A 19,615-nucleotide genomic window follows, 5' to 3' on the forward strand; every position below is an offset into this window, starting at 1 on the left:
CGTGCGGGCTAAGCCGCGACCCCGAGCGACTCCCTCCGCCGGCATTATCCGGTTCAGGTTCGAAGGGTGCTTCTCAGCCCGTCTGTCGACGGGCGCCCCTGTCTCTCATCGGGCTCTTTTTCGCAGAGAACGGGGCGGATGTCATCATCGAAAATGAGGGTCCGGTACTCTCCTTGCGGCTGCGCTTTAGGCGTGAACTTGCTGCTCAGGAATGCAATCCCGATCGCATCCTATCCGGCTAACTCAAATCATGAAGATCCGTCGTAATCGCCGCCCCGATCGAAAATTCCGAAAACCGCACCGTCAAACCACTGCGCTCCGGCGTGCAGGCCGTCGGCCCGACCTCATAGCGGTCTGCGGCCGGAAACGGCGCTAACCGCAACAGCGGCCAGCGGCGGCCGTCGCGGGAGGCCTGGATGCGCATTGCGCCGTTTGCGACGGTGACGCGGATGTGGAAATCTTCGAGGTCCTTGAAGGGCTGGGACACCGACCAGTCGGATCTGCCGTCGGTGACGACGGTGCTGAGGAAGGCTTCGCCGTCGGTGAATTCGACGCCGGTCTTTACCCAGCGTTTCTCGTCGAGGCGCACCATCAGGCCGGCTTGGTCGTAGAGGGTGCGGAATTCGCCCTGGACGCGGATTTGGGCGGTGAAGCTCTCGGTCGTGGGAAAAGCGAGGAAATGGCCGTTGTCGCGGGTGAAGCCGTAATGGGTTTCGCGCCAGAAATCGGTTTTCTCGTCGGTCGTCAGGGTGAGGCCGGTTTCGTCTGCGCGCCAACTGGCCGGCTCGTTCAGCCATTTTCCTTTGTTGAAATCGATGCTCATCCCGTTCTCTCGTTCCGTTGAAGCCTCACCGCAAGCAATCGCCTGACGTTGGCATATCACACCGCTTTCGCGCAGCGCAGCCAGCCGCAGCCGACGATGGTGTTTTTTCGACGTCGCGCTATCCGCGGCTGCATATTCCATCGCCCGCGCTTGACAGGATCGATCCAGTTCTTATTCTGTTACAAAAAGATGAATTGCATAATAATGGAACTAAACGGGAGCCGTCACATGAAAACACTGGTCGCATTCCTGCTCGGCACTGCGCTCGTCGCTTTGCCTTCCACCCTACTTGCCCAGGAAAAGGGCGGCGTTATCAATGTCGCGACGATCGGTGAACCGCCGACGCTCGATCCGATGTCTTCGACGGCCGATCTCGTCGGCATCGTCACCCAGCATATTTTCGAAACGCTCTACACGTTCGACAAGAGCTGGAACGTCACGCCGCTTCTGGCCGAAAGCCTGCCCGAGATCAGCGCCGACGGCAAAACCTATACGATCAGGCTCAGGACCGGCATCAAGTTCCACGACAATAGCGACATGACCTCGGATGATGTCGTCGCCTCGCTGAACCGCTGGATGAAGATCGCCTCGCGTGGCAAGCAGGTGGCCGGCTTCATCGACAAGATCACTGCTGGCGATGCCTCCACCGTCACCATCACGCTGAAGCAGCCCTATGCGCCGCTGACTTCGCTGCTTGCTTTCAACAATTCGGCCGCGATCATCATCCCCTCGGAAAAGCAGGACGAGCCGATGAAGGAATTCATCGGCACCGGTCCCTATATGCTGAAGGAGCGCAAGGCCGACCAGTATATCCAGCTCGTCCGCTTCGATGGCTACAAGTCCCGCGAAGGCGACAGCAATGGTTATGGCGGCGCCCGCCATCAATATCTCGATGAAATCCGCTTCGTGCCGGTGCCGGACCCGAACACTCGCGTCGAGGCCGCCATCTCCGGCCAGTATGATTATGTCGATTCGATCCCGGTCGAATCCTACGACAAGCTGAAGGCCTCCACCGCCTCGCAGCCGGTCATGCTCAAGCCCTTCGGTTATCCTGTTTTCGTCTTCAACACGAAGGAAGGTGTCGCTGGGAATGTCGAGGTCCGCAAGGCGATCCGCCAGGCGCTCAGCATGGAAGACATGCTGGCCGCGGCCTTCGGCAGCAAGGATTTTTATGCGCTCGACGGCGCCGTCTACCCGAAGACCTTTGCCTGGTCGACGGATGCCGGCGTCGAGGGCGCCTATAATGTCGCCGATCCGGAAGGGGCGGCAGCTGCCGCCAAGAAGGCCGGTTATAACGGCGAGCCGATCCGCATCCTGACCAGCCGCCAGTACGAATTCCACTACAAGATGGCGCAGGTCGCCGCCGAATATCTGAAGCTTGCCGGTTTCACCGTCGATATGCAGGTGGTGGACTGGGCGACGCTGACGCAGCGCCGCACCGATCCGAAGCTCTGGGATATCTACATCACCCACAGCCCCTTCCTGCCGGAACCGGCGTTGATCGGATCGCTCTCGACCAGTTCGCCCGGCTGGTGGGACACGCCGGCCCGCAAGGCCGCCGTCGATGCCTTCACCTCCGAGGTCGACCCGAAGAAGCGGGTGGCGCTCTGGGCCGATGTCCAGAAGGCTATCTATACCGACGCGCCCTTCATGAAGATCGGCGATTTCAACGCTGTCTCGGCGAAGTCGGTCAAGCTCGACGGCGTCGATCCGGCCCCGTGGCCGTATTTCTGGAACGCTTCGATCAAGAAGTGATGGAGTGATTTCGGTGCCTAGTACTTGCTCCCTCATTCCTGTCCTCGGGCTTGACCCGAGGGACGTCACAGGAATCCAGCCACGGCGCTTCTGCGCTGTGATTGACCCTTGTCCAGTCGGAGAGTCTTCTGCGCCCAAGGACTTGGGCGCGCTGGATTCCTGTGACGAGCACAGGAATGAGGGAGAGAGGCGGCATCCGCTAGGGTGCTCCAAGCACCAGCGGTGGGAGCAGTTTGGATGATCCGCTACATCCTCCAGCGCCTGTTCGGCATGATCGTCGTGATGTTTCTCGTCGTCACGATCGTCTTCGTCATCGTGCGCGTGACGCCGGGAGATCCGGCCGCCGTCATGCTCGGGCCGGATGCGACGCCGCAGGATATTGCTGATCTGAGATCCCGGCTTGGCCTCGATCGGTCGCTCGGCCTGCAATATGTCTATTATATCGGCCAGCTGCTGAAGGGCGATCTCGGCCAGTCGATTTTCCTCAACATGCCCGTGACGTCGGCGCTCATCGATCGCGCCGAGCCGACCTTCTTCCTGACGCTGTTTTCGCTTGCCATCGCCAGCATCATCGCGCTGCCGATCGGCATCTATGCCGCCTATCGGCGCGGCTCCCTGGTCGATCAGGCGGCGACGACGCTCGCCATGTTTGCCGCCAGCATTCCCAGCTTCTGGCTCGGTCTCATCCTGATGCAGTTCTTTGCCGTCCGCCTGAACCTCTTCCCCGTCTCCGGTTATGGCGGTCCCGGCTCGAGTTTTCTCGAGCGCATGTATCACCTGACGCTGCCGGCATTCGCGCTCGGCATCGTCTCTTCGGCACTGATCCTGCGCTTTACCCGCGCCTCGATGCTCGACGTGCTCGGCGACGATTATATCCGCACGGCGCGCGCCAAGGGGCTGGTCGAGCGCCGGGTCATCCTCAAACACGCGCTGAAGAATGCGCTGATCCCGATCCTGACGGTGCTCGGCTTGACGGCGGCGGTGCTGATTTCAGGGGCCGTCGTCACCGAGACCGTCTTTGGCCTGCCGGGTGTCGGCAATCTCGTCGTCTCCGCGGTTCTGCGCCGCGACTATCCCGTCATCCAGGGGGCTCTGCTCGTCATCGCCGCCCTCTATGTGCTGATCAATTTTGCGATCGACATGCTCTATCTGCTGGTCGATCCGAGGGTGCGCTACTGATGGCCGATATCGCAATCAAATCAGCCGAGAGCGAAGGCAGCAAATTCGTCCGCCGCCTGCTGAAGCGCAAGACGGTGGCCTTCGGCCTGCTGATCCTGACGATCTTCGTGCTGCTGGCGGTCTTCGCGCCCGTTGTCGCGCCCTATTCGCCGTCCAAGCTTTCGATCGTCAACCGGCTGAAGCCGCCGAGTGAGATTTTCTTCTTCGGCACGGACGAGTTCGGTCGCGACGTTTTCTCCCGCACCATCTTTGCCGGTCGGCTGTCGCTGCTGGTCGGCGCCGCCGTCGTCGCCCTGTCGGCGGCGATCGGCGTGACGCTCGGCCTGCTCGCCGGCTTTTTCCAGAAGCTCGATACGCCGATCGCCCGGCTGATCGATGCGATGATGGCTTTCCCGGATATCCTGCTGGCGATCGCGCTGGTCGCTGCCCTTGGTCCGTCGCTGACAACAGTCATCATCGCGCTGTCGATCGTTTATGCGCCCCGCCTTGCCCGCATCGTCCGTGCCTCGACGCTCGTCATTCGCGAGCTGCCCTATGTCGAGGCGGCGAGGGCGCTTGGGATTTCGACCTTCCACATCATGACGCGGCATGTGCTGCGCAACCTGCTGTCGCCGATCCTTGTGCAGGCGACTTTCCTCTTCGCCAGCGCCATGCTTGCCGAAGCCGGCCTCTCCTTCCTCGGCCTCGGCGTCAGCCCGGAGATCCCGACCTGGGGAACGATGATCGCCGCCGGCCGCCAATATATCGGTCAGGCCGACTGGATGACGCTGTTTCCGGGTGTTGCCATCATTCTCTCGGTGCTGTCGCTGCAGATGGTCGGCGACGGCCTCAGGGACATGCTCGATCCAAGACTTCGCAAGGATCTTTAATCCGCCGACCTCTCGGTCGGTTCCCAAATTCGCCAAATCGAAAATTGCATGACAGGAGTTTGCGTGAACCAGTTTCCCACCGCCGCCGGCAAGGTCGAGAGCTCGCCTTACGAACGGCTTGCCGCCCTCGGCATAACGCTGCCGCCGCCACCGCCGCCGATCGCCAATTTCGTGACGCATGTGCTGGAGGGCAACATGCTCTATCTCTCCGGCCAGGGGCCGCGCGAGGCCGACGGTTTGCTGCATGCCGGCAAGGTCGGCGGCGGCGTCGGTGTCGAGGCGGCCTATGGCCACGCCCGGCTGACCGGCATCAATCTGCTTGCCGTGATGCACGAGGCGCTGGGCGATCTCTCCCGCGTCAGGCGGGTGGTCAAGCTGCTCGGCATGGTCAATGCCGTGCCCGATTTCGAGGATCATCCGAGCGTCATCAACGGCTGCTCGGATCTCTTCATCGAAGTCTTCGGGCCGGCCGGCGAACATGCCCGCTCGGCGGTCGGCTTCGGTTCGTTGCCCGGCAACATCACCGTCGAGATTGAGGCCATCGTCGCCTTGCACGGCTGACGAAAGTTTTCATATTTGGAGGAGCGTTCCCCCATGCGCCGCTCCCCGACCCCGGAATTCTGGAGAACTTCATGTCCACTGATATGCGATCATCGCTCGGCCTTCGCCCCGTCATCAACGTCTCGGGCACGATGACCAGCCTCGGCGCCTCGATCGTCGTGCCGGAGGCGATCGAGGCGATGGCATCGATCCTGCCGCATTTCGTCGAGATCAACGACCTGCAGCGCAAGGCAAGCGCGGTCATCGCCCGGCTGACCGGCGGTGAGGCGGGCTTCGTCACCGCTTCCTGCTCGGCCGGCATTTCGCTGGCGGTCGCCGGCGCCATGTCAGGCGACAATCTGCTGGCAATCGAGAAGCTGCCGGATGCCGTGCCCGAGAAGAACGAGGTGCTGGTGCAGATGGGCCATGTGGTGAGCTACGGCGCACCGGTCGATCAGGCGATCCGGCTTGCCGGCGGCAAGGTCGTGCTTGTGGGACAAGCGACCTCGACGCACCGCTTCCACATGGAAAAGGCGATCACCGAAAAGACCGCCGCCGCCGTCTATGTCGTCTCCCACCATGTCGTCGACTACGGCCTGCTGAACCTGAAGGAATTCGTCGAGATCGCTCATGCCAGGGGCGTGCCGGTGATCGTCGATGCCGCCTCGGAATATGATCTCAGGATTTTCCTGGAGCAGGGGGCCGATATCGCGCTTTATTCCGGCCACAAATTCCTCGGCGGCCCGACGTCCGGCATCGTCGCCGGCCGCAAGGAACTTGTGCGCCATGCCTTCCTGCAGAATATGGGCATCGGCCGCGGCATGAAGGTCGGCAAGGAAAGCATCTTCGGTGTCATGGCAGCACTCGAAGCCTGGGAAAGGCGCGACCATGCCGGCATTCGCGAACGCGAAACCGGCTATCTCAACCTTTGGAAGAAGACACTCGACGGCCGTCCCGGCGTCACCGCGCTGGTCGAGCCCGACCCGACCAACAATCCGCTCGACCGGCTGCGCCTGATCGTCGATGCCGAAGAGGCGCATATTACCGCCTGGGATCTGGCCGATGCACTGGCGAAGGGCAGCCCGCCGATCATCGTGCGCGATCACGAGGTGGAGCACCGCTATTTCTATCTCGACCCGTGCAACCTGCATCCGGGCCAGGAGGTCATCGTCGCCAACCGCTTGGCTGAGGAACTCGACAAGGCCCTCGCCTCCAACGAGATCATCGCCACGCCGATCGAAAACCGCAGCCGGCACCGTTTCGACGGGCTGCTGCGCTGGCCGGATTGAGCCGGAGGAGGAACCGAGATGGGCAGCGTCCAGGCAGAATCGATCGAGACAGCCGCCGCCGTTCTTTCCGTCGAGGGGCTGACGACGTCCTTCTTGGTCGATGGCGCCTGGAAACCGGTCGTGCGCGACGTCTCCTTCACCGTCGCACCTGGCGAAACCGTGGCGATCGTCGGCGAATCCGGTTCGGGCAAAAGCGTCACCTCGCTCTCGATCATGCGGCTGCTGCAGGCCGATAGCAGCTGCGTCGAGGGCCGGGTCATGCTCGGCGGCCGCGACCTGCTGACCTTGCCCGAACATGCCATGCGGCAGGTGCGCGGCAACGAGGTGGCGATGATCTTCCAGGAGCCGATGACCTCGCTCAATCCGCTGTTCACCATCGGCGATCAGATTTCCGAAGCGCTGCTCTGCCATTCCGAGATGAGCAAGGCCAATGCCAGGGCCGAGACGATCAGGCTGCTGGAAAAAGTCCGCATCCCCTCGGCCGCCTCGCGCTTCGACGAATATCCGCACCGCTTTTCCGGCGGCATGCGCCAGCGGGTGATGATCGCCATGGCGCTTGCCAGCCGGCCGAGGCTCCTGATCGCCGACGAGCCGACGACGGCGCTCGACGTGACGATCCAGGGTCAGATCCTCGATCTCATCAAGATGCTGCAGGAAGAGGAGGGGACGTCTGTTCTCTTCATCACCCATGATATGGGCGTCGTCGCCGAGATCGCCGATCGGACGGTGGTCATGTATCGCGGCGAACAGGTCGAAAGCGGCGTCACCGCCGATATCTTCCACCGCGGCAGACATCCCTATACCAGAGCGCTGCTGTCGGCCGTGCCGGTGCTCGGCTCGATGCAGGGCCGCCAGCGGCCGCTGCGCTTCCCGGTGGTCAACACGGCGACGGGTCAGTCGGATAGTCCGGCCGAGGCCGCCGATACCGTCGCGGCGACGCCGGTGCTTGAGGTGAAGAACCTCACCAAGCGTTTCGACATTCATTCCGGCCTGTTCGGCCGGCTGACCAGCCGGGTGCATGCGGTCGAAAACGTCTCCTTCGATCTGCACGCCGGCGAAACCCTGTCGCTTGTCGGCGAATCCGGCTGCGGCAAATCGACGACGGGCCGCGCCATCATGCGTCTCATCGAGCCGCAGGCCGGTTCCGTTCTCGTCGAGGGCAGGGAGGTGCTCGGCCTCGACAGGAAGGATCTGCGCGAGATGCGCAAATCCGTGCAGATGATCTTCCAGGATCCCTTTGCCAGCCTCAATCCGCGCATGACGGTGGGGGCCGCGATCGCCGAGCCCTATCTCGAACACAGAATGGGCGGTTCGAAACAGGCAAAAGAGGTCGTTGCCGATCTGCTGGTCAAGGTCGGCCTGTCCGCGGATATGGCGGCGCGCTATCCGCATGAATTTTCCGGCGGCCAGCGCCAGCGCATCTGCATTGCCCGCGCGCTCGCCCTGCAGCCGAAGGTCATCGTCGCCGACGAAAGCGTGTCGGCGCTCGACGTGTCGATCAAAGCGCAGGTGATCAACCTGATGCTCGACCTGCAGCAGAGCCTCGACCTCGCCTTCCTGTTCATCTCGCACGATATGGCGGTGGTCGAGCGCGTCAGCCACCGCGTGGCGGTGATGTATCTCGGCGAGATCGTTGAGATCGGCCCGCGCGCCGCCGTCTTCGAAAACCCGCAACACCCCTATACGAAGAAACTCATCGCCGCCGTGCCGGTGCCGGATCCCGACCGCCGCCACGAAAAACGCATGGTGGCGAATGACGAGATCAAGAGCCCGATGCGATCAGTCGACTACCAGCCTCCGGCCACCTTCTATCGTGAAGTCGGGCCGGGCCACCTGGTGATGGCCGACCGGTAGCGAAAGGCGTTGGGAGTTGCCTAACCGGCCGACGGCGCATAAAGCAGATGCAGTGACATCTGCCTGGAAAGCCGCATCAATGGACAAGACAGAGTATTTTTCGAAGCTCGGCGGTTTGCCGCCGCAGACCCAATTGCTTTCCGGCAGGGCCGTCTTCACCACGGCTTACGCGGTCATCCCCCGCGGCGTCATGAGCGATATCGTCACCAGCCTGCTTCCGCATTGGACGGGAACGCGGGCATGGGTTCTCTCCCGTCCGCTTTCCGGTTTCTCCGAGACCTTCTCGCAATACGTCATGGAGGTTCAGCCGGGCGGCGGCAGTGATCGGCCGGAGCCGGACAAGCGGGCCGAAGCAGTCCTCTTCGTCGTCGAAGGCGGCATGATGGTGGAGCTCGAAGGCGTCAGCCACGCGCTGCGCGCCGGCTCCTTCGTCTACATTCCCGCCGGTTCGGCCTGGCGGCTGAAAAACGACGGTTCGGCCGCTGCCATCTTCCACTGGGTCAGAAAGGCCTTTCAGGAGGTCGAGGGGCTGGAGCCGCCGCCGGCGATCGTCACCCATGAGGACGACCATCCGATCCGCGCCATGCCCGACACCGACGGCCGCTGGGGCACGACCCGCTTCATCGATCCGGCCGATGTGCGCTACGATATGCACGTCAATATCGTCACGCTGGAGCCTGGCGCGGTGATCCCCTTCATGGAGACCCATGTGATGGAGCACGGTCTCTATGTGCTGGAGGGCAAGGCGGTCTATCGCCTGAACCAGGATTGGGTCGAGGTCGAGGCCGGCGATTTCATGTGGCTGCGCGCCTTCTGCCCGCAGGCCTGCTACGCCGGCGGCCCCGGCCGCTTCCGCTACCTGCTCTACAAGGACGTCAACCGTCACATGAAGCTCTGGTAGGCCACGCGTCGGCAGGCCGCCGGCACCTGTCCGGTTGCTTGACAGCTCTTTCGAATGCCCGCATCGTCCTTCGATGCAGGATATGGATTCATGGCTGTCAGAGAAGAAAGAGATCGGCCGGAGAAACGCTGCCGAAGCGGTCTTCCAAGATATCCGCACCGCCATTGTTGGTCGGAAACTGGCGCTCGGCACCCGTCTTCCCTCGGAAGTGCAGCTCGCCGAACGTTACGGCATCAGCCGGGCGATCGTGCGTGAAGCGCTCCGCTCGCTGCAGACGCTGGGGTTCACGCAGACCAGAACCGGCCGGGGCACCTATATCGTTTCGGAAAGCCCGGCGCGACAGCTCGGCGGCGGCGCCTATTCCGCCCGCGATCTCATGGAGGCGCGCCCCTGCATCGAGATCCCGGCTGCGGGTTGGGCGGCATTGCGGCGCTCGAACGAGCAGCTGGCGTCGCTCTCATCCTTGTGCGACCGGATGGATGAGGAGGACGACGTCCAGACATGGGTGCGGATGGACGCCGAGTTCCATGGAGAGATCGCCGAAGCCTCGGGCAATGCGATCTTCCGAAAAGTCGTCGCCGATGTCCGCGGCGCGCTTTCGACGCAATCGGAACTGGTGGAGCATGTTCGCGGCCGGCGCAAAGCCTCCAACGCCGAGCACCGCCGCATTCTCCGGGCCGTTGCCGCGGGCAGCGAGAGGGATGCGCAGGCCGCGATGGCCGAGCATCTGCTGGAGGTCAAGCGTTCCATCATCGGGATTGCCGATGAAAGAGGGACTGCGCCTAAGGTATGATTTTAAATTTGCACCCCATATCCGGCTGCGCTGCCGATCGAATGCAAGACGATGAATGATCTGGAAAACTGGCTTTCCGACTCCGCGATCCTCAGTCGAAAAAGCGCCTCGGAACTGGTGTTCGAGGAATTGCGCAATCTCATTGTCTCCGGCCGGTTTGCCGAAGGTTCCAAGCTGCCGTCGGAAGCCAAGCTCGCGGCAAAATACGGCGTCAGCCGTCCGATCGTGCGGGAAGCGCTGCGCTCGCTGCAGATTTTGGGGCTGACGGAGACGCGAACGGGAAGCGGAACCTATGTGCTCGCGGCTGGCGGCGGCGGAGATATCCGTTACGGCGATTATTCGGCGCGTGATCTGGTGGAGGCGCGGCCCTTCGTCGAAGTATCCGCTGCCGGCTGGGCAGCGCTGCGCCGGAGCGACGATGAGCTGTCCCGGCTGCTTCACCTTTGCGACCGGATGGAGCAGGAACAAGATACCGAGGCTTGGGTGCGGCTGGATTCGGATTTTCACGGGCTGATCGCCGAAGCTTCGAAGAACGCCGTCTTCCGCGATATCGTCGATGACGTCCGCGAAGCGATGGCGCAGCAATCTGGGCTGCTGACCGCCTTGGGGCCACGCCGTCAGGAATCGAATGAAGAGCATCGCGCCATCGTCGAAGCCATTCGCATAGGGGCGGAGACCGAGGCTCAGGCAGCGATGGAAATCCATCTCAGGAAGGTCGCGGCGGCTGTCAGCCGCATCATCGGCATCGAGCTCTGATATCTTTGGCGCTTTTGACGGAAGCCTAGGAAATCGATCCAATCCCGCCGCCAAAGACTGCCTTTCTCCAGGCCGCCGGTGACGCATCCACAAATAGCAGAGGGAAAATCCTTGACTGCAGGGTGGTTTTTCCTTTATTCGCCAAATCTGTCAGACCGCATAGCAGATTAACATCTTTATGACATCTGCTCGGAGGGGCGGCCGGGAGGTTGCCGAACCCAGGGATAGGGAGGAGAAATGACAGTCATGCAATCCAATAGAAGCGAGGCCGAAGGCCAAGTCTTTGCCGAGGAGGATCTCGGCTACCACAAGGCGCTGAAGCCGCGGCAGATCCAGATGATCGCCATCGGCGGCGCCATCGGCACGGGGCTATTTCTCGGCGCCGGCGGCCGGCTTGCCGCTGCCGGTCCGGCACTTGTGCTGGTCTATGCCTTGTGCGGCTTTTTCGCCTTTCTCGTTCTGAGGGCTCTTGGCGAACTGATCGTCCATCGCCCGACCTCGGGCTCGTTCGTCTCCTATGCCCGGGAATTTTACGGCGAAAAGCTCGCCTTCGCGGTCGGCTGGATGTATTGGCTGACCTGGGCGATGACGGCGGTCGCCGACGTCACTGCGGTCGCCCTCTACATGAATTTCTTCAAGGCCTATGTTCCATGGATCGCCATGATCGATCAGTGGGTCTTTGCGCTGGCGGCGCTGGTCCTCGTCCTCTCGATGAATCTTCTGTCGGTGAAGGTCTTCGGTGAACTGGAATTCTGGTTCAGCCTCGTCAAGGTTCTCGCCCTCGTCGTCTTCCTGATCGTCGGGGTCTACTTCGTCGTCACCGGCACGCCGATCGACGGCCATGTTCCAGGCCTCAGCACGATCACCGATTTCGGAGGCATGTTCCCGAACAGCATCCTGCCGGCCCTGGTGGTGATACAGGGCGTGGTTTTCGCCTATGCCTCGATCGAGCTGATCGGCACCGCCGCCGGTGAAACCGAAAATGCCCGCAAGGTCATGCCGCGGGCGATCCGGACAGTCGTGCTGCGCCTGGTGGTCTTCTATGTCGGCTCGGTCCTGCTGCTGTCACTGCTACTGCCCTATACCGCCTATAAGGGCGGCGAGAGCCCGTTCGTGACCTTCTTCGGCAAGATCGGCATCCAGGGCGCCGACGTCGTCATGAACCTGGTCGTGCTGACCGCCGTCCTGTCGTCGCTGAATGCCGGCCTCTATTCCACAGGCCGCATCCTGCATTCCATGGCGGTTTCCGGCTCGGCGCCGGCGGCGCTGGCGAAGATGAACCGATCCGGCGTGCCTTATGTCGGCATTGCGGTGACGGCTGTCGTGACCGCCTTCGGCGTCGTGCTGAACGCCGTCGTTCCGGCGGAGGCCTTCGAAATCGGCCTGAATGTCGCCGCCCTCGGCATCATCGCCGCATGGGGCGTGATCGTGCTCTGCCAGCTCAAGCTGTGGCAGCTGTCGCGGCAGGGCAAGCTGGCGCGGCCTGAATTCCGGATGTTCGGCGCGCCCTATACCGGCGTGCTGACGCTGGGTTTCCTTGCCGTCGTCGTGATCCTGATGGCTCTCGACTATCCGGTCGGAACCTACACGGTCGCTTCTCTGGCGCTGATCATTCCGGCGCTAGTGGTCGGCTGGCTGCTGATGCGTGAGCGCATCTACATGCTCGCCGCCGAACAGGGCGAGGATCGCGGCGGTTTCGATCTCGCCTGACACCGATCGACAATCGAGGCTTGCTCCGGCGGCGCATGTCGCCGCCGGGGTGCGGCATGAAATGGAGAGAGACATGACCCCGAGTGAGGATTTCGTCGTCACCGATCGTGGCGGCATCGTCGAGAACCGCCATCGCGTCCACGCGGCTGTCGTCGATGCAAAGGGCAGGCTGCTTTACGCGCTGGGAAATCCCGAGCGTATGACGCTTGCCCGCTCCGCCGCCAAGCCGGCCCAGGCGCTTGCCATCCTGGAGGCGGAGGGCGTCGAGCGTTTCGGCTTCGATGATGCGGATGTTGCGCTGATGTGCGCGTCCCACAGCAGCGAAGAGCGGCATATCGCGCGCACGCGGGCCATGCTGTCGAAGATCAAGGCCGAGGAGGCTGACCTTCGCTGCGGCGGTCATCCTTCGCTGTTCGAAACGGTCAACCGCTCCTGGATCAGGCAGGACTTTGTCCCGACAGCCGTCTGCAGCAATTGCTCGGGTAAGCACGTCGGCATGCTTGCCGGCGCCCGGGCGATCGGCGCAGACATGGAAGGCTACCACCTGGCGGATCATCCGATGCAGGGGAGGGTCAAGCGCACTGTCGCCGAACTCTGCGATCTGGATGTTCGGGATGTCGAATGGGGGATCGACGGATGCAATCTCCCGACCCCGGCCTTTCCCCTGGATCGCCTGGCCCGAATCTATACCAAGCTTGCCGCGGCAGCGGATGGCGACGGGGCGGGCGAGGGGTCGTCGAGGCGCGGTGCCGCACTGGCCCGCATCTTCCATGCAATGGCACACCACCCTGACATGGTTGCGGGCGAGGGGCGCTACTGCACGGCCCTGATGCGCGCATTCAACGGCGCCCTCATCGGCAAGCTCGGGGCCGATGCCAGCTACGCGATCGGCGTGCGGGCCTCGGACGAAACCCGGCGATTGGGGACGGACGGTGCGCTCGGCATCTCGGTCAAGATCGAGGACGGCAATCTCGAAATTCTTTACGCCGTCGTGACTGAGCTTCTCGAGCGGCTCGGCATCGGTTCGCCTGAGATCCGCAGCCAGCTCGCGCCGTTCCACCATCCTCAGCGTGTCAATACGATGGGTGTTACGACGGGCGGCGTGTCTTTTCCGTTCAAACTGCGCGGATAGAAGGCGGACGGCGACGATCTTCGCCTTGCCGCCCTTGCCCGATGACGTCTGTCGACGCGGCTAACCCCGCCGCGTCACCAGCCATTCTCGTCTTCAGCCTGCTGCCGCAATGCGTGCCCGCAGCGCCCCACTCGAAGGTTCCTGCCATGACGACATCCGATATCACTGCTATCCGCGTCGAGCACGACCTGATCGGCGATCGCGACGTGCCGGCCTCGGCCTATTACGGCGTGCACACGCTGCGTGCGGTCGAGAATTTTCCGATTACCGGCCAGACGCTGAAGGAATCGGCGGATCTGATCGCGTCGCTCGCGGCGATCAAGCAGGCGGCGGCTCAGGCCAATGCGAGCCTCGGCCTTCTGGATCAGGAGCGCGCCGACGCGATCATCGCGGCCTGCATCGAAATCCGCGACGGTGCGCTGCACGATCATTTCGTCGTCGATCTGATCCAGGGCGGGGCGGGAACCTCGACCAACATGAACGCCAACGAGGTGATTGCCAACAGGGCGCTCGAAATCCTGGGCCATCGCCGGGGCGAGTACCAGCACCTGCATCCGAACGAGCACGTCAATCTCTCGCAATCCACCAACGACGTCTATCCAACGGCGCTGAAGCTTGCCGCATGGATCGGCGTTCACCGCCTGGTCGACGCCATGGGCATTCTGCGCCGGGCATTCGAGGCCAAGGCGGTCGAGTTTGCCGACGTCCTGAAGATGGGCCGCACCCAGTTGCAGGACGCCGTGCCGATGACACTGGGGCAGGAATTCGGAACCTATGCGCTGATGCTGGCGGAGGACGAGGCGCGTCTTTCCGAGGCGGTCTCGTTGATCCGTGAGATCAATCTCGGCGCAACCGCGATCGGCACCGGCATCACCGCTCATCCTCGCTACGCAGCGCTGGTGCGCGAGCGCCTGTCCGAAATCGTCGGTATCGATCTGGTGACATCACCTGATCTGGTGGAGGCGACACAGGATTGCGGCTCCTTCGTGCAGCTTTCGGGTGTTCTGAAGCGCGTCGCGGTCAAGCTTTCCAAGACCTGCAACGATCTGCGGCTGCTGTCCTCGGGGCCGCGGGCCGGATTGAACGAGATCAATCTGCCGGCGCGCCAGGCCGGTTCCTCGATCATGCCCGGCAAGGTCAATCCGGTGATCCCCGAGGTCGTCAACCAGGTCGCCTTCGAAGTGATCGGCAACGACGTGACGATCACCATGGCCGCCGAGGCTGGCCAGCTGCAGCTGAACGCTTTCGAGCCGGTGATCTTCTACAGCCTCTACCGCAGCCTGAGCCACCTGACCAATGCCTGCCTGACGCTCGAGGCGAATTGTATTTGCGGCATCACCGCCAATCGCGACCGTTTGCGGCAGACGGTCGAGCAGTCGATCGGCATCGTCACGGCGCTCAACCCCTATATCGGCTATCGCAACGCCACCGAGGTTGCGTTGGAAGCGCATCATTCGGGACGGGGGGTCTACGAAATCCTTCTCGAACGCGGCCTGATGCAGAAGGAGCATCTCGATGCGGTGCTGCGCCCGGAAACCCTGACCCGGCCAAGCGAGAAGCTGTCCTTCTCGTAAGGCATGCGGCCCATTTTGCTTCCGGGCGACACTCATATGTGGGCGATCACGCCGCCTTTGCTTGCGGCTTGGCAGCCTTGACGTGGGTTATGCTGCGGCGGCCGTCGATGCTGATGGGAACATCGCCGTCGACGGTGGCGCGGCGCACGACGCGGTGCTGGTCACCATAGTCGTTGACGGCATAGTGCTGGGTGGCGCGGTTGTCCCAGATCGCGACATCTCCGGCTCTCCAGCGCCAGCGCACGGTATTTTCCGGGGCGGTGACGTAGGACTGGAACACTTCGTAGAGTTTGGCGGAGTCGCTCTTCGACAGGCCGACCAGGCGCTGAACGAAGTTGCCGAGCAGCAGCGATCTTTCGCCGGTTTCCGGATGGACACGCACGACCGGATGCTCGGTTTCGTAAATGGTCGAGGTGAAAACCTCCTCGAAATGCTTCTTCTCTTCGGCGGTGGCGCGAGGGCGCACGGCGGCATAGTCATAGGCATTGCTGTGAATGGCCCACAAATTCTCCGCCAGCAGTTTGAGCGGCGCCGGCAGGCTTTCGTATGCGGCGTGGGTGTTGGACCAGATCGTATCGCCGCCGGCCGCCGGGATGACGACGCCGCGCAGGACGGAGAATTTGGGGTAGGCGTCCACGAAGGTGACGTCTGTGTGCCACTGATCCGCCCGGCCACCGCCGCGGCTGGAATCGAGGTTGAGGATGGAAGCCGTGCCGTCAACCGGGCCCTGGGTTGGATGCGGCACGAGGTCGCCGAGGCGGCGCGCGAAAGCCTCCTGTTCGGAATCGTCAAGATGTCCCTGATCGCGGAAGAAGATCACCTTGTGCTTCAGGAGAAGCTGGTTGATGGCTGCCACCGTTGTATCCGAAAGTTCTCCGCCGAGGCGGATACCTTTGATTTCGGCGCCGACACGGCCGGTCAGCCGGACGACATCGGTGTCGGGAATGATCTGATTGACGAGAACCGGATTGCTCATGGAAATCTCCTGTTGATATGGGAAGAGTCGGCAGGTCACATGCGCCCAAGGATGCATCCATCGGGCGTTCGAATTCTCAGCGCTGAAGTCGACAGGGCTATGGAACGGTATAATCTACAAAATCTGTAGACAATAATTTCTAATTTTGCCCGTTTTCGTGAAACAGCCGCTTCGATTTCCTCGCCGGCGGGGAGGCTGGCAGCCGTTGCCGTTTCTTCCTATCTTCCGCAGGCGGCGGATCGCCGAGCAATATCATGCTGAGGCCGTAGATCGGCGCGCGGAAAGGAACTTTCGATGGCAACAGTCAAACTCCTGTCGGACCAAGAGGCCGCCGCCATTCCGGCCGTTCAAGCCGTGTTCGACGACATCCGGGCGACGCGCAAGACCGATTTCATCAACAATTTCTGGCGCGCCCTGGCGAACGATCCGGCCAACCTCAAGCGGGTATGGGAAACGCTGAAAGCGGTCATGACGGTCGAAGGCGCAATCGATCCGTTGACGCGGGAGATGATCTACATCGCGGTGTCGACGGCCAATGCCTGCCAGTATTGCATTCAATCCCATACCGCAGCCGCCCGGACCCGCGGGATGACGGATGCCCAACATGGTGAACTTTTGACGATCATCGGCCTTGCCGCGCAGACAAACCATCTTGCCCTCGCCATGCAGGTTCCGTCCGATCCGGAATTTGAGGTACGGTAGAAAAGACGGACTCGGGGCTCACAGACATGCGCCGTCATTACGTCATGCGGGCGGGAGCGGCCGTCAGGACGGCTCGGCCATCGAGGCGGGGAGCACCCGATAGGGTTAGCGCAGTGCGTATTGTAGAATATGCCAATGTACGCATAATTCCTGCGGCCGGCGCTGCCGGGCAAGATCGGTCGAGAGCTCGGGGGATCCTATGGAAACAATTGTCGAGGACGCTCATACCGGCGTCGTGTCGCCCGAACTCGTGGTCGATGCACTCTTTGCATGCCGAAAGACCGCGGCGATGAGGGCAGCCATCGAACTTGATCTCTTTACGCATATCGGCGAGGGCAAAACGGCAGAATTGCTGGCGTCGGCAACAGGCGCCTCGGAGCGTGGGGTGCGCATCCTGTGCGACTATCTCGTGGTCCATGGTTTCCTGACAAAGGAGAGCGGCCAGTACCGAATGACGCCTTCGACCAGGATGTTCCTCGATCGCAATTCGCCGGCCTATATGGGCTCTGCTGTCGAGTTCGTCGCCGCACCCGAAATCCTGGATAATTTTCTGCGCGATCCGGCCGCCGCCGTGCGAAACGGCGGTTCGGCCGGGCTTGCGAACATGTCGGCAGACAACCCCGTCTGGTTGAAGTTTGCGCGCGGCATGGGCTCCTTTACCGGTCTCAGCGCCAAAATACTGGCCGGCGAAATCTCCGGCTGGCGGAGGTCTGCCAAAAAGGTTTTGGATATCGCTGCCGGTCCCGGCATGTTCGGGATCGAAATTGCGAAGGCCTTTCCATCGGCGGAGATCGTCGCCGTCGACTGGGCCGCTGTGTTGGAACTGTCGAGACAGAATGCGGAAAAGGCCGGCGTCGCTGACCGGTACCGGACGATCGCCGGCAGTGCCTTCGATGTGGATTGGGGTACGGGTTACGATCTCGTCCTGCTTCCGAATTTTCTGCACCACTTCGATTTGCCGACATGTGCTGAACTGTTGCGAAAGATCATCGCCAGCCTTGCGGCGGAAGGCCGGATCGTCGCGGTCGATTTCGTGCCGAACGAAGATGGCGTGTCGCCGCCTTTTCCCGCGGCGTTCTCCTGGGAGATGCTGGCCAGCACGCCGGCCGGCCAAGCTTACACCCAAAGTGAGCTGACACAGATGGCAAGACTGGCCGGCCTTGCCGGCGTCACGGTCAAACCGATGCCGCCAACGCCGGCAAGCATCATCCTCTTTCAATAGCCTGCCGATCGCTGCTACGGCAACTCCAGGCAAAGCGTGAAGCGATTGAGCAAATAGAGGGCGAGCGCGCCTCCGAGCGCGGCGGTTGTGAGAACGGTGTTGTTGCTTGCGATAAACGACGATCCCAATACCGTCGCAGCGACGATCGCCGCCATCATCGGCCAGAGCCTCAATAGCAGCGAGCCAAAGCGCGGCCGGCGAAGAGCTGCATATGTCGCACTTGGAAAGTTTATGTAGCCGGCTATACAAAATGTGGCGTAATGGGAATTATGGAACATCGGAGGAGTCATGCAGCGCTCTTGCCGGCGCTTGACTTGATCTTTGTGAATCGTATACGATATCCTATATCGAAGGCGCCGGAGGCGCGGTCACTCAGCAGGAGGAACATATGCGCACATCGAAGGTCATCCATCTCGTGAGCTGCCATGCGGAAGGCGAAGTCGGCGATGTGATTGTCGGCGGCGTCGCTCCGCCCCCGGGCGCCACGGTCTGGGAGCAATCCCGCTGGATCGCCGAGGATGAGACGCTGCGCAATTTCGTGCTGAACGAGCCTCGCGGCGGCGTCTTCAGGCACGTCAACCTGCTGGTTCCCCCGAAGAATCCAAGGGCGCAGATGGGCTGGATTGTCATGGAGCCGGCCGATACCCCGCCGATGTCCGGTTCGAACTCGATGTGCGTGTCGACCGTTCTGCTCGACACCGGCATCATCCCGATGCAGCAACCAGTCACCCGCATGGTTCTCGAGGCGCCGGGCGGTCTGATCGAGGTCGAGGCGGAATGCCGTGACGGCAAGGCCGAGCGGATCCGGGTCAGGAACGTCCCGTCATTTGCCGACAAGCTCGATGCCAAGATTGAAGTCGAGGGTCTCGGCACCATCACGGTGGATACGGCTTATGGCGGGGACAGCTTTGTTCTTGTCGATGCCGCATCGCTCGGCCTCTGCCTGCAGCCCGATCAGGCGCGCGATATCGCCCGCATGGGTGTCAAGATTACCGCGGCGGCCAATGAGCAGCTCGGCTTCAAGCACCCTGCCAACGACTGGGACCACATTTCCTTCTGCCAGATCACGGATCCCCTGATGATGAAGGACGGCGTGCTCTGGGGCAGGAACGCGGTCGCCATCCGGCCGGGCAAGATCGATCGGTCTCCATGCGGGACTGGTTGCTCCGCCCGCATGGCGGTCCTTCACGCCAAGGGTCAGATGACGGTGGGTGACAAGTTCGTCGGCACCTCGCTCATCGACACTGAATTTCATTGCAGCATCGACAGCGAGGTCGACATCCATGGCAAGGCCGGGATCAGCCCGATCATCTCGGGCCGAGCCTGGGTCATCGGCACCAAGCAGCTGATGGTCGATCCCGCCGACCCCTTCCCGGCCGGCTACCGCCTCTCCGATACCTGGCCGATGGACCTGTAGCAGAGCCCTATCGCGAAGCGGCCTGATGCCTGGTTGTTTGGCTTTTGGTCGCTGCAGCGCCAGTGCCGAATGCATGTTGCCGGCGTCTATTCCCGGTTTGCCCGAACGCGCGTGCGCTCCGGA

18 protein-coding genes and 1 riboswitch are annotated in these 19,615 nt (G+C 62.3%); of the genes, 15 read left to right on the forward strand and 3 right to left on the reverse strand.

Going from position 1 to position 19,615, the window contains the following annotated elements; translation table 11 throughout:
• Positions 1 to 13: 13 nt before the first annotated feature.
• Positions 14 to 110, reverse strand: a riboswitch (TPP riboswitch).
• A 128-nt stretch (positions 111 to 238) separates the two neighbouring features.
• Complete coding sequence (locus RHEC894_RS27880) at positions 239 to 823, reverse strand: DUF1349 domain-containing protein (protein ID WP_085739948.1); 585 nt, start codon at positions 821 to 823, stop codon at positions 239 to 241.
• Positions 824 to 1,051: 228 nt separating this feature from the next.
• Between RHEC894_RS27880 and RHEC894_RS27885 the strand changes: the two genes are divergently transcribed.
• From RHEC894_RS27885 to aspA, 12 genes are all read left to right on the forward strand, one after another.
• Positions 1,052 to 2,578 (forward strand): ABC transporter substrate-binding protein, encoded by a 1,527-nt coding sequence (locus RHEC894_RS27885; RefSeq protein WP_085739949.1) that lies wholly within the window; start codon positions 1,052 to 1,054, stop codon positions 2,576 to 2,578.
• Between the two features lie 237 nt (positions 2,579 to 2,815).
• Positions 2,816 to 3,757: an ABC transporter permease gene (locus RHEC894_RS27895; protein ID WP_085739951.1), complete on the forward strand. Its 942-nt coding sequence runs from the start codon at positions 2,816 to 2,818 to the stop codon at positions 3,755 to 3,757.
• Positions 3,757 to 4,626 (forward strand): ABC transporter permease, encoded by an 870-nt coding sequence (locus tag RHEC894_RS27900; protein ID WP_085739952.1) that lies wholly within the window; start codon positions 3,757 to 3,759, stop codon positions 4,624 to 4,626. Before RHEC894_RS27895 ends, RHEC894_RS27900 begins: the two co-directional genes overlap by 1 nt.
• Before the next feature lie 48 nt (positions 4,627 to 4,674).
• Positions 4,675 to 5,187: a RidA family protein gene (locus tag RHEC894_RS27905; RefSeq protein WP_085739953.1), complete on the forward strand. Its 513-nt coding sequence runs from the start codon at positions 4,675 to 4,677 to the stop codon at positions 5,185 to 5,187.
• A 71-nt stretch (positions 5,188 to 5,258) separates the two neighbouring features.
• Complete coding sequence (locus RHEC894_RS27910) at positions 5,259 to 6,455, forward strand: aminotransferase class V-fold PLP-dependent enzyme (protein ID WP_085739954.1); 1,197 nt, start codon at positions 5,259 to 5,261, stop codon at positions 6,453 to 6,455.
• Positions 6,456 to 6,473: 18 nt separating this feature from the next.
• On the forward strand, positions 6,474 to 8,309 hold the full coding sequence (locus tag RHEC894_RS27915) for an ABC transporter ATP-binding protein (protein ID WP_085739955.1): 1,836 nt from the start codon (positions 6,474 to 6,476) through the stop codon (positions 8,307 to 8,309).
• Between the two features lie 79 nt (positions 8,310 to 8,388).
• Positions 8,389 to 9,210 (forward strand): bifunctional allantoicase/(S)-ureidoglycine aminohydrolase, encoded by an 822-nt coding sequence (locus RHEC894_RS27920; RefSeq protein ID WP_085739956.1) that lies wholly within the window; start codon positions 8,389 to 8,391, stop codon positions 9,208 to 9,210.
• A 73-nt stretch (positions 9,211 to 9,283) separates the two neighbouring features.
• On the forward strand, positions 9,284 to 10,003 hold the full coding sequence (locus tag RHEC894_RS27925; protein ID WP_085739957.1) for a FadR/GntR family transcriptional regulator: 720 nt from the start codon (positions 9,284 to 9,286) through the stop codon (positions 10,001 to 10,003).
• A gap of 51 nt (positions 10,004 to 10,054) precedes the next feature.
• The gene (locus tag RHEC894_RS27930; protein ID WP_085739958.1) at positions 10,055 to 10,759 is read left to right on the forward strand and encodes a FadR/GntR family transcriptional regulator; all 705 of its coding nucleotides are present in this window, start codon (positions 10,055 to 10,057) and stop codon (positions 10,757 to 10,759) included.
• Between the two features lie 237 nt (positions 10,760 to 10,996).
• On the forward strand, positions 10,997 to 12,469 hold the full coding sequence (locus tag RHEC894_RS27935; RefSeq protein ID WP_071091463.1) for an amino acid permease: 1,473 nt from the start codon (positions 10,997 to 10,999) through the stop codon (positions 12,467 to 12,469).
• A gap of 73 nt (positions 12,470 to 12,542) precedes the next feature.
• Positions 12,543 to 13,601 carry an asparaginase gene (locus RHEC894_RS27940; protein ID WP_085739959.1) on the forward strand — a complete coding sequence of 353 codons (1,059 nt, stop codon included), beginning with the start codon at positions 12,543 to 12,545 and terminating at the stop codon, positions 13,599 to 13,601.
• A 146-nt stretch (positions 13,602 to 13,747) separates the two neighbouring features.
• The gene (gene aspA, locus RHEC894_RS27945; RefSeq protein ID WP_071091469.1) at positions 13,748 to 15,175 is read left to right on the forward strand and encodes an aspartate ammonia-lyase; all 1,428 of its coding nucleotides are present in this window, start codon (positions 13,748 to 13,750) and stop codon (positions 15,173 to 15,175) included.
• 46 nt (positions 15,176 to 15,221) lie between these two features.
• On the opposite strand, the gene RHEC894_RS27950 is transcribed toward aspA, so the two are convergent.
• Positions 15,222 to 16,151 carry a TauD/TfdA family dioxygenase gene (locus tag RHEC894_RS27950; RefSeq protein WP_085739960.1) on the reverse strand — a complete coding sequence of 310 codons (930 nt, stop codon included), beginning with the start codon at positions 16,149 to 16,151 and terminating at the stop codon, positions 15,222 to 15,224.
• Between the two features lie 294 nt (positions 16,152 to 16,445).
• Here RHEC894_RS27950 and RHEC894_RS27955 point away from each other — a divergent pair, with 294 nt between their 5' ends.
• Together RHEC894_RS27955 and RHEC894_RS27960 are read left to right on the forward strand one after the other, a co-directional pair.
• Positions 16,446 to 16,853, forward strand: coding sequence for a carboxymuconolactone decarboxylase family protein (locus RHEC894_RS27955; RefSeq protein WP_085739961.1), 408 nt, complete (start codon positions 16,446 to 16,448; stop codon positions 16,851 to 16,853).
• Positions 16,854 to 17,052: 199 nt separating this feature from the next.
• Positions 17,053 to 18,075 carry a class I SAM-dependent methyltransferase gene (locus RHEC894_RS27960; RefSeq protein ID WP_085739962.1) on the forward strand — a complete coding sequence of 341 codons (1,023 nt, stop codon included), beginning with the start codon at positions 17,053 to 17,055 and terminating at the stop codon, positions 18,073 to 18,075.
• A gap of 14 nt (positions 18,076 to 18,089) precedes the next feature.
• On the opposite strand, the gene RHEC894_RS33180 is transcribed toward RHEC894_RS27960, so the two are convergent.
• On the reverse strand, positions 18,090 to 18,233 hold the full coding sequence (locus tag RHEC894_RS33180) for a hypothetical protein (RefSeq protein WP_164517725.1): 144 nt from the start codon (positions 18,231 to 18,233) through the stop codon (positions 18,090 to 18,092).
• A gap of 230 nt (positions 18,234 to 18,463) precedes the next feature.
• Here RHEC894_RS33180 and RHEC894_RS27965 point away from each other — a divergent pair, with 230 nt between their 5' ends.
• Entirely contained in the window at positions 18,464 to 19,492 is a 1,029-nt protein-coding gene (locus RHEC894_RS27965) for a proline racemase family protein (RefSeq protein WP_085739963.1), read from the forward strand.
• Positions 19,493 to 19,615 lie beyond the last annotated feature (123 nt).

Origin of the sequence: Rhizobium sp. CIAT894, assembly GCF_000172795.2 — a bacterium.
Taxonomy (GTDB): Bacteria; Pseudomonadota; Alphaproteobacteria; order Rhizobiales; family Rhizobiaceae; genus Rhizobium.

Coding starts and splice junctions, on each gene's coding strand:
- RHEC894_RS27895 (WP_085739951.1), top strand. CDS start 2,816: ATGATCCGCTACATCCTCCAGCGCCTGTTCGGCATGATCGTCGTGATG.
- RHEC894_RS27950 (WP_085739960.1), bottom strand. CDS start 16,151: ATGAGCAATCCGGTTCTCGTCAATCAGATCATTCCCGACACCGATGTC.
- RHEC894_RS27930 (WP_085739958.1), top strand. CDS start 10,055: ATGAATGATCTGGAAAACTGGCTTTCCGACTCCGCGATCCTCAGTCGA.
- RHEC894_RS27965 (WP_085739963.1), top strand. CDS start 18,464: ATGCGCACATCGAAGGTCATCCATCTCGTGAGCTGCCATGCGGAAGGC.
- RHEC894_RS27935 (WP_071091463.1), top strand. CDS start 10,997: ATGACAGTCATGCAATCCAATAGAAGCGAGGCCGAAGGCCAAGTCTTT.
- RHEC894_RS27915 (WP_085739955.1), top strand. CDS start 6,474: ATGGGCAGCGTCCAGGCAGAATCGATCGAGACAGCCGCCGCCGTTCTT.
- RHEC894_RS27910 (WP_085739954.1), top strand. CDS start 5,259: ATGTCCACTGATATGCGATCATCGCTCGGCCTTCGCCCCGTCATCAAC.
- RHEC894_RS27885 (WP_085739949.1), top strand. CDS start 1,052: ATGAAAACACTGGTCGCATTCCTGCTCGGCACTGCGCTCGTCGCTTTG.
- RHEC894_RS27880 (WP_085739948.1), bottom strand. CDS start 823: ATGAGCATCGATTTCAACAAAGGAAAATGGCTGAACGAGCCGGCCAGT.
- RHEC894_RS27960 (WP_085739962.1), top strand. CDS start 17,053: ATGGAAACAATTGTCGAGGACGCTCATACCGGCGTCGTGTCGCCCGAA.
- RHEC894_RS27940 (WP_085739959.1), top strand. CDS start 12,543: ATGACCCCGAGTGAGGATTTCGTCGTCACCGATCGTGGCGGCATCGTC.
- RHEC894_RS27925 (WP_085739957.1), top strand. CDS start 9,284: ATGCAGGATATGGATTCATGGCTGTCAGAGAAGAAAGAGATCGGCCGG.
- aspA (WP_071091469.1), top strand. CDS start 13,748: ATGACGACATCCGATATCACTGCTATCCGCGTCGAGCACGACCTGATC.
- RHEC894_RS27955 (WP_085739961.1), top strand. CDS start 16,446: ATGGCAACAGTCAAACTCCTGTCGGACCAAGAGGCCGCCGCCATTCCG.
- RHEC894_RS27920 (WP_085739956.1), top strand. CDS start 8,389: ATGGACAAGACAGAGTATTTTTCGAAGCTCGGCGGTTTGCCGCCGCAG.
- RHEC894_RS33180 (WP_164517725.1), bottom strand. CDS start 18,233: ATGATGGCGGCGATCGTCGCTGCGACGGTATTGGGATCGTCGTTTATC.
- RHEC894_RS27905 (WP_085739953.1), top strand. CDS start 4,675: ATGACAGGAGTTTGCGTGAACCAGTTTCCCACCGCCGCCGGCAAGGTC.
- RHEC894_RS27900 (WP_085739952.1), top strand. CDS start 3,757: ATGGCCGATATCGCAATCAAATCAGCCGAGAGCGAAGGCAGCAAATTC.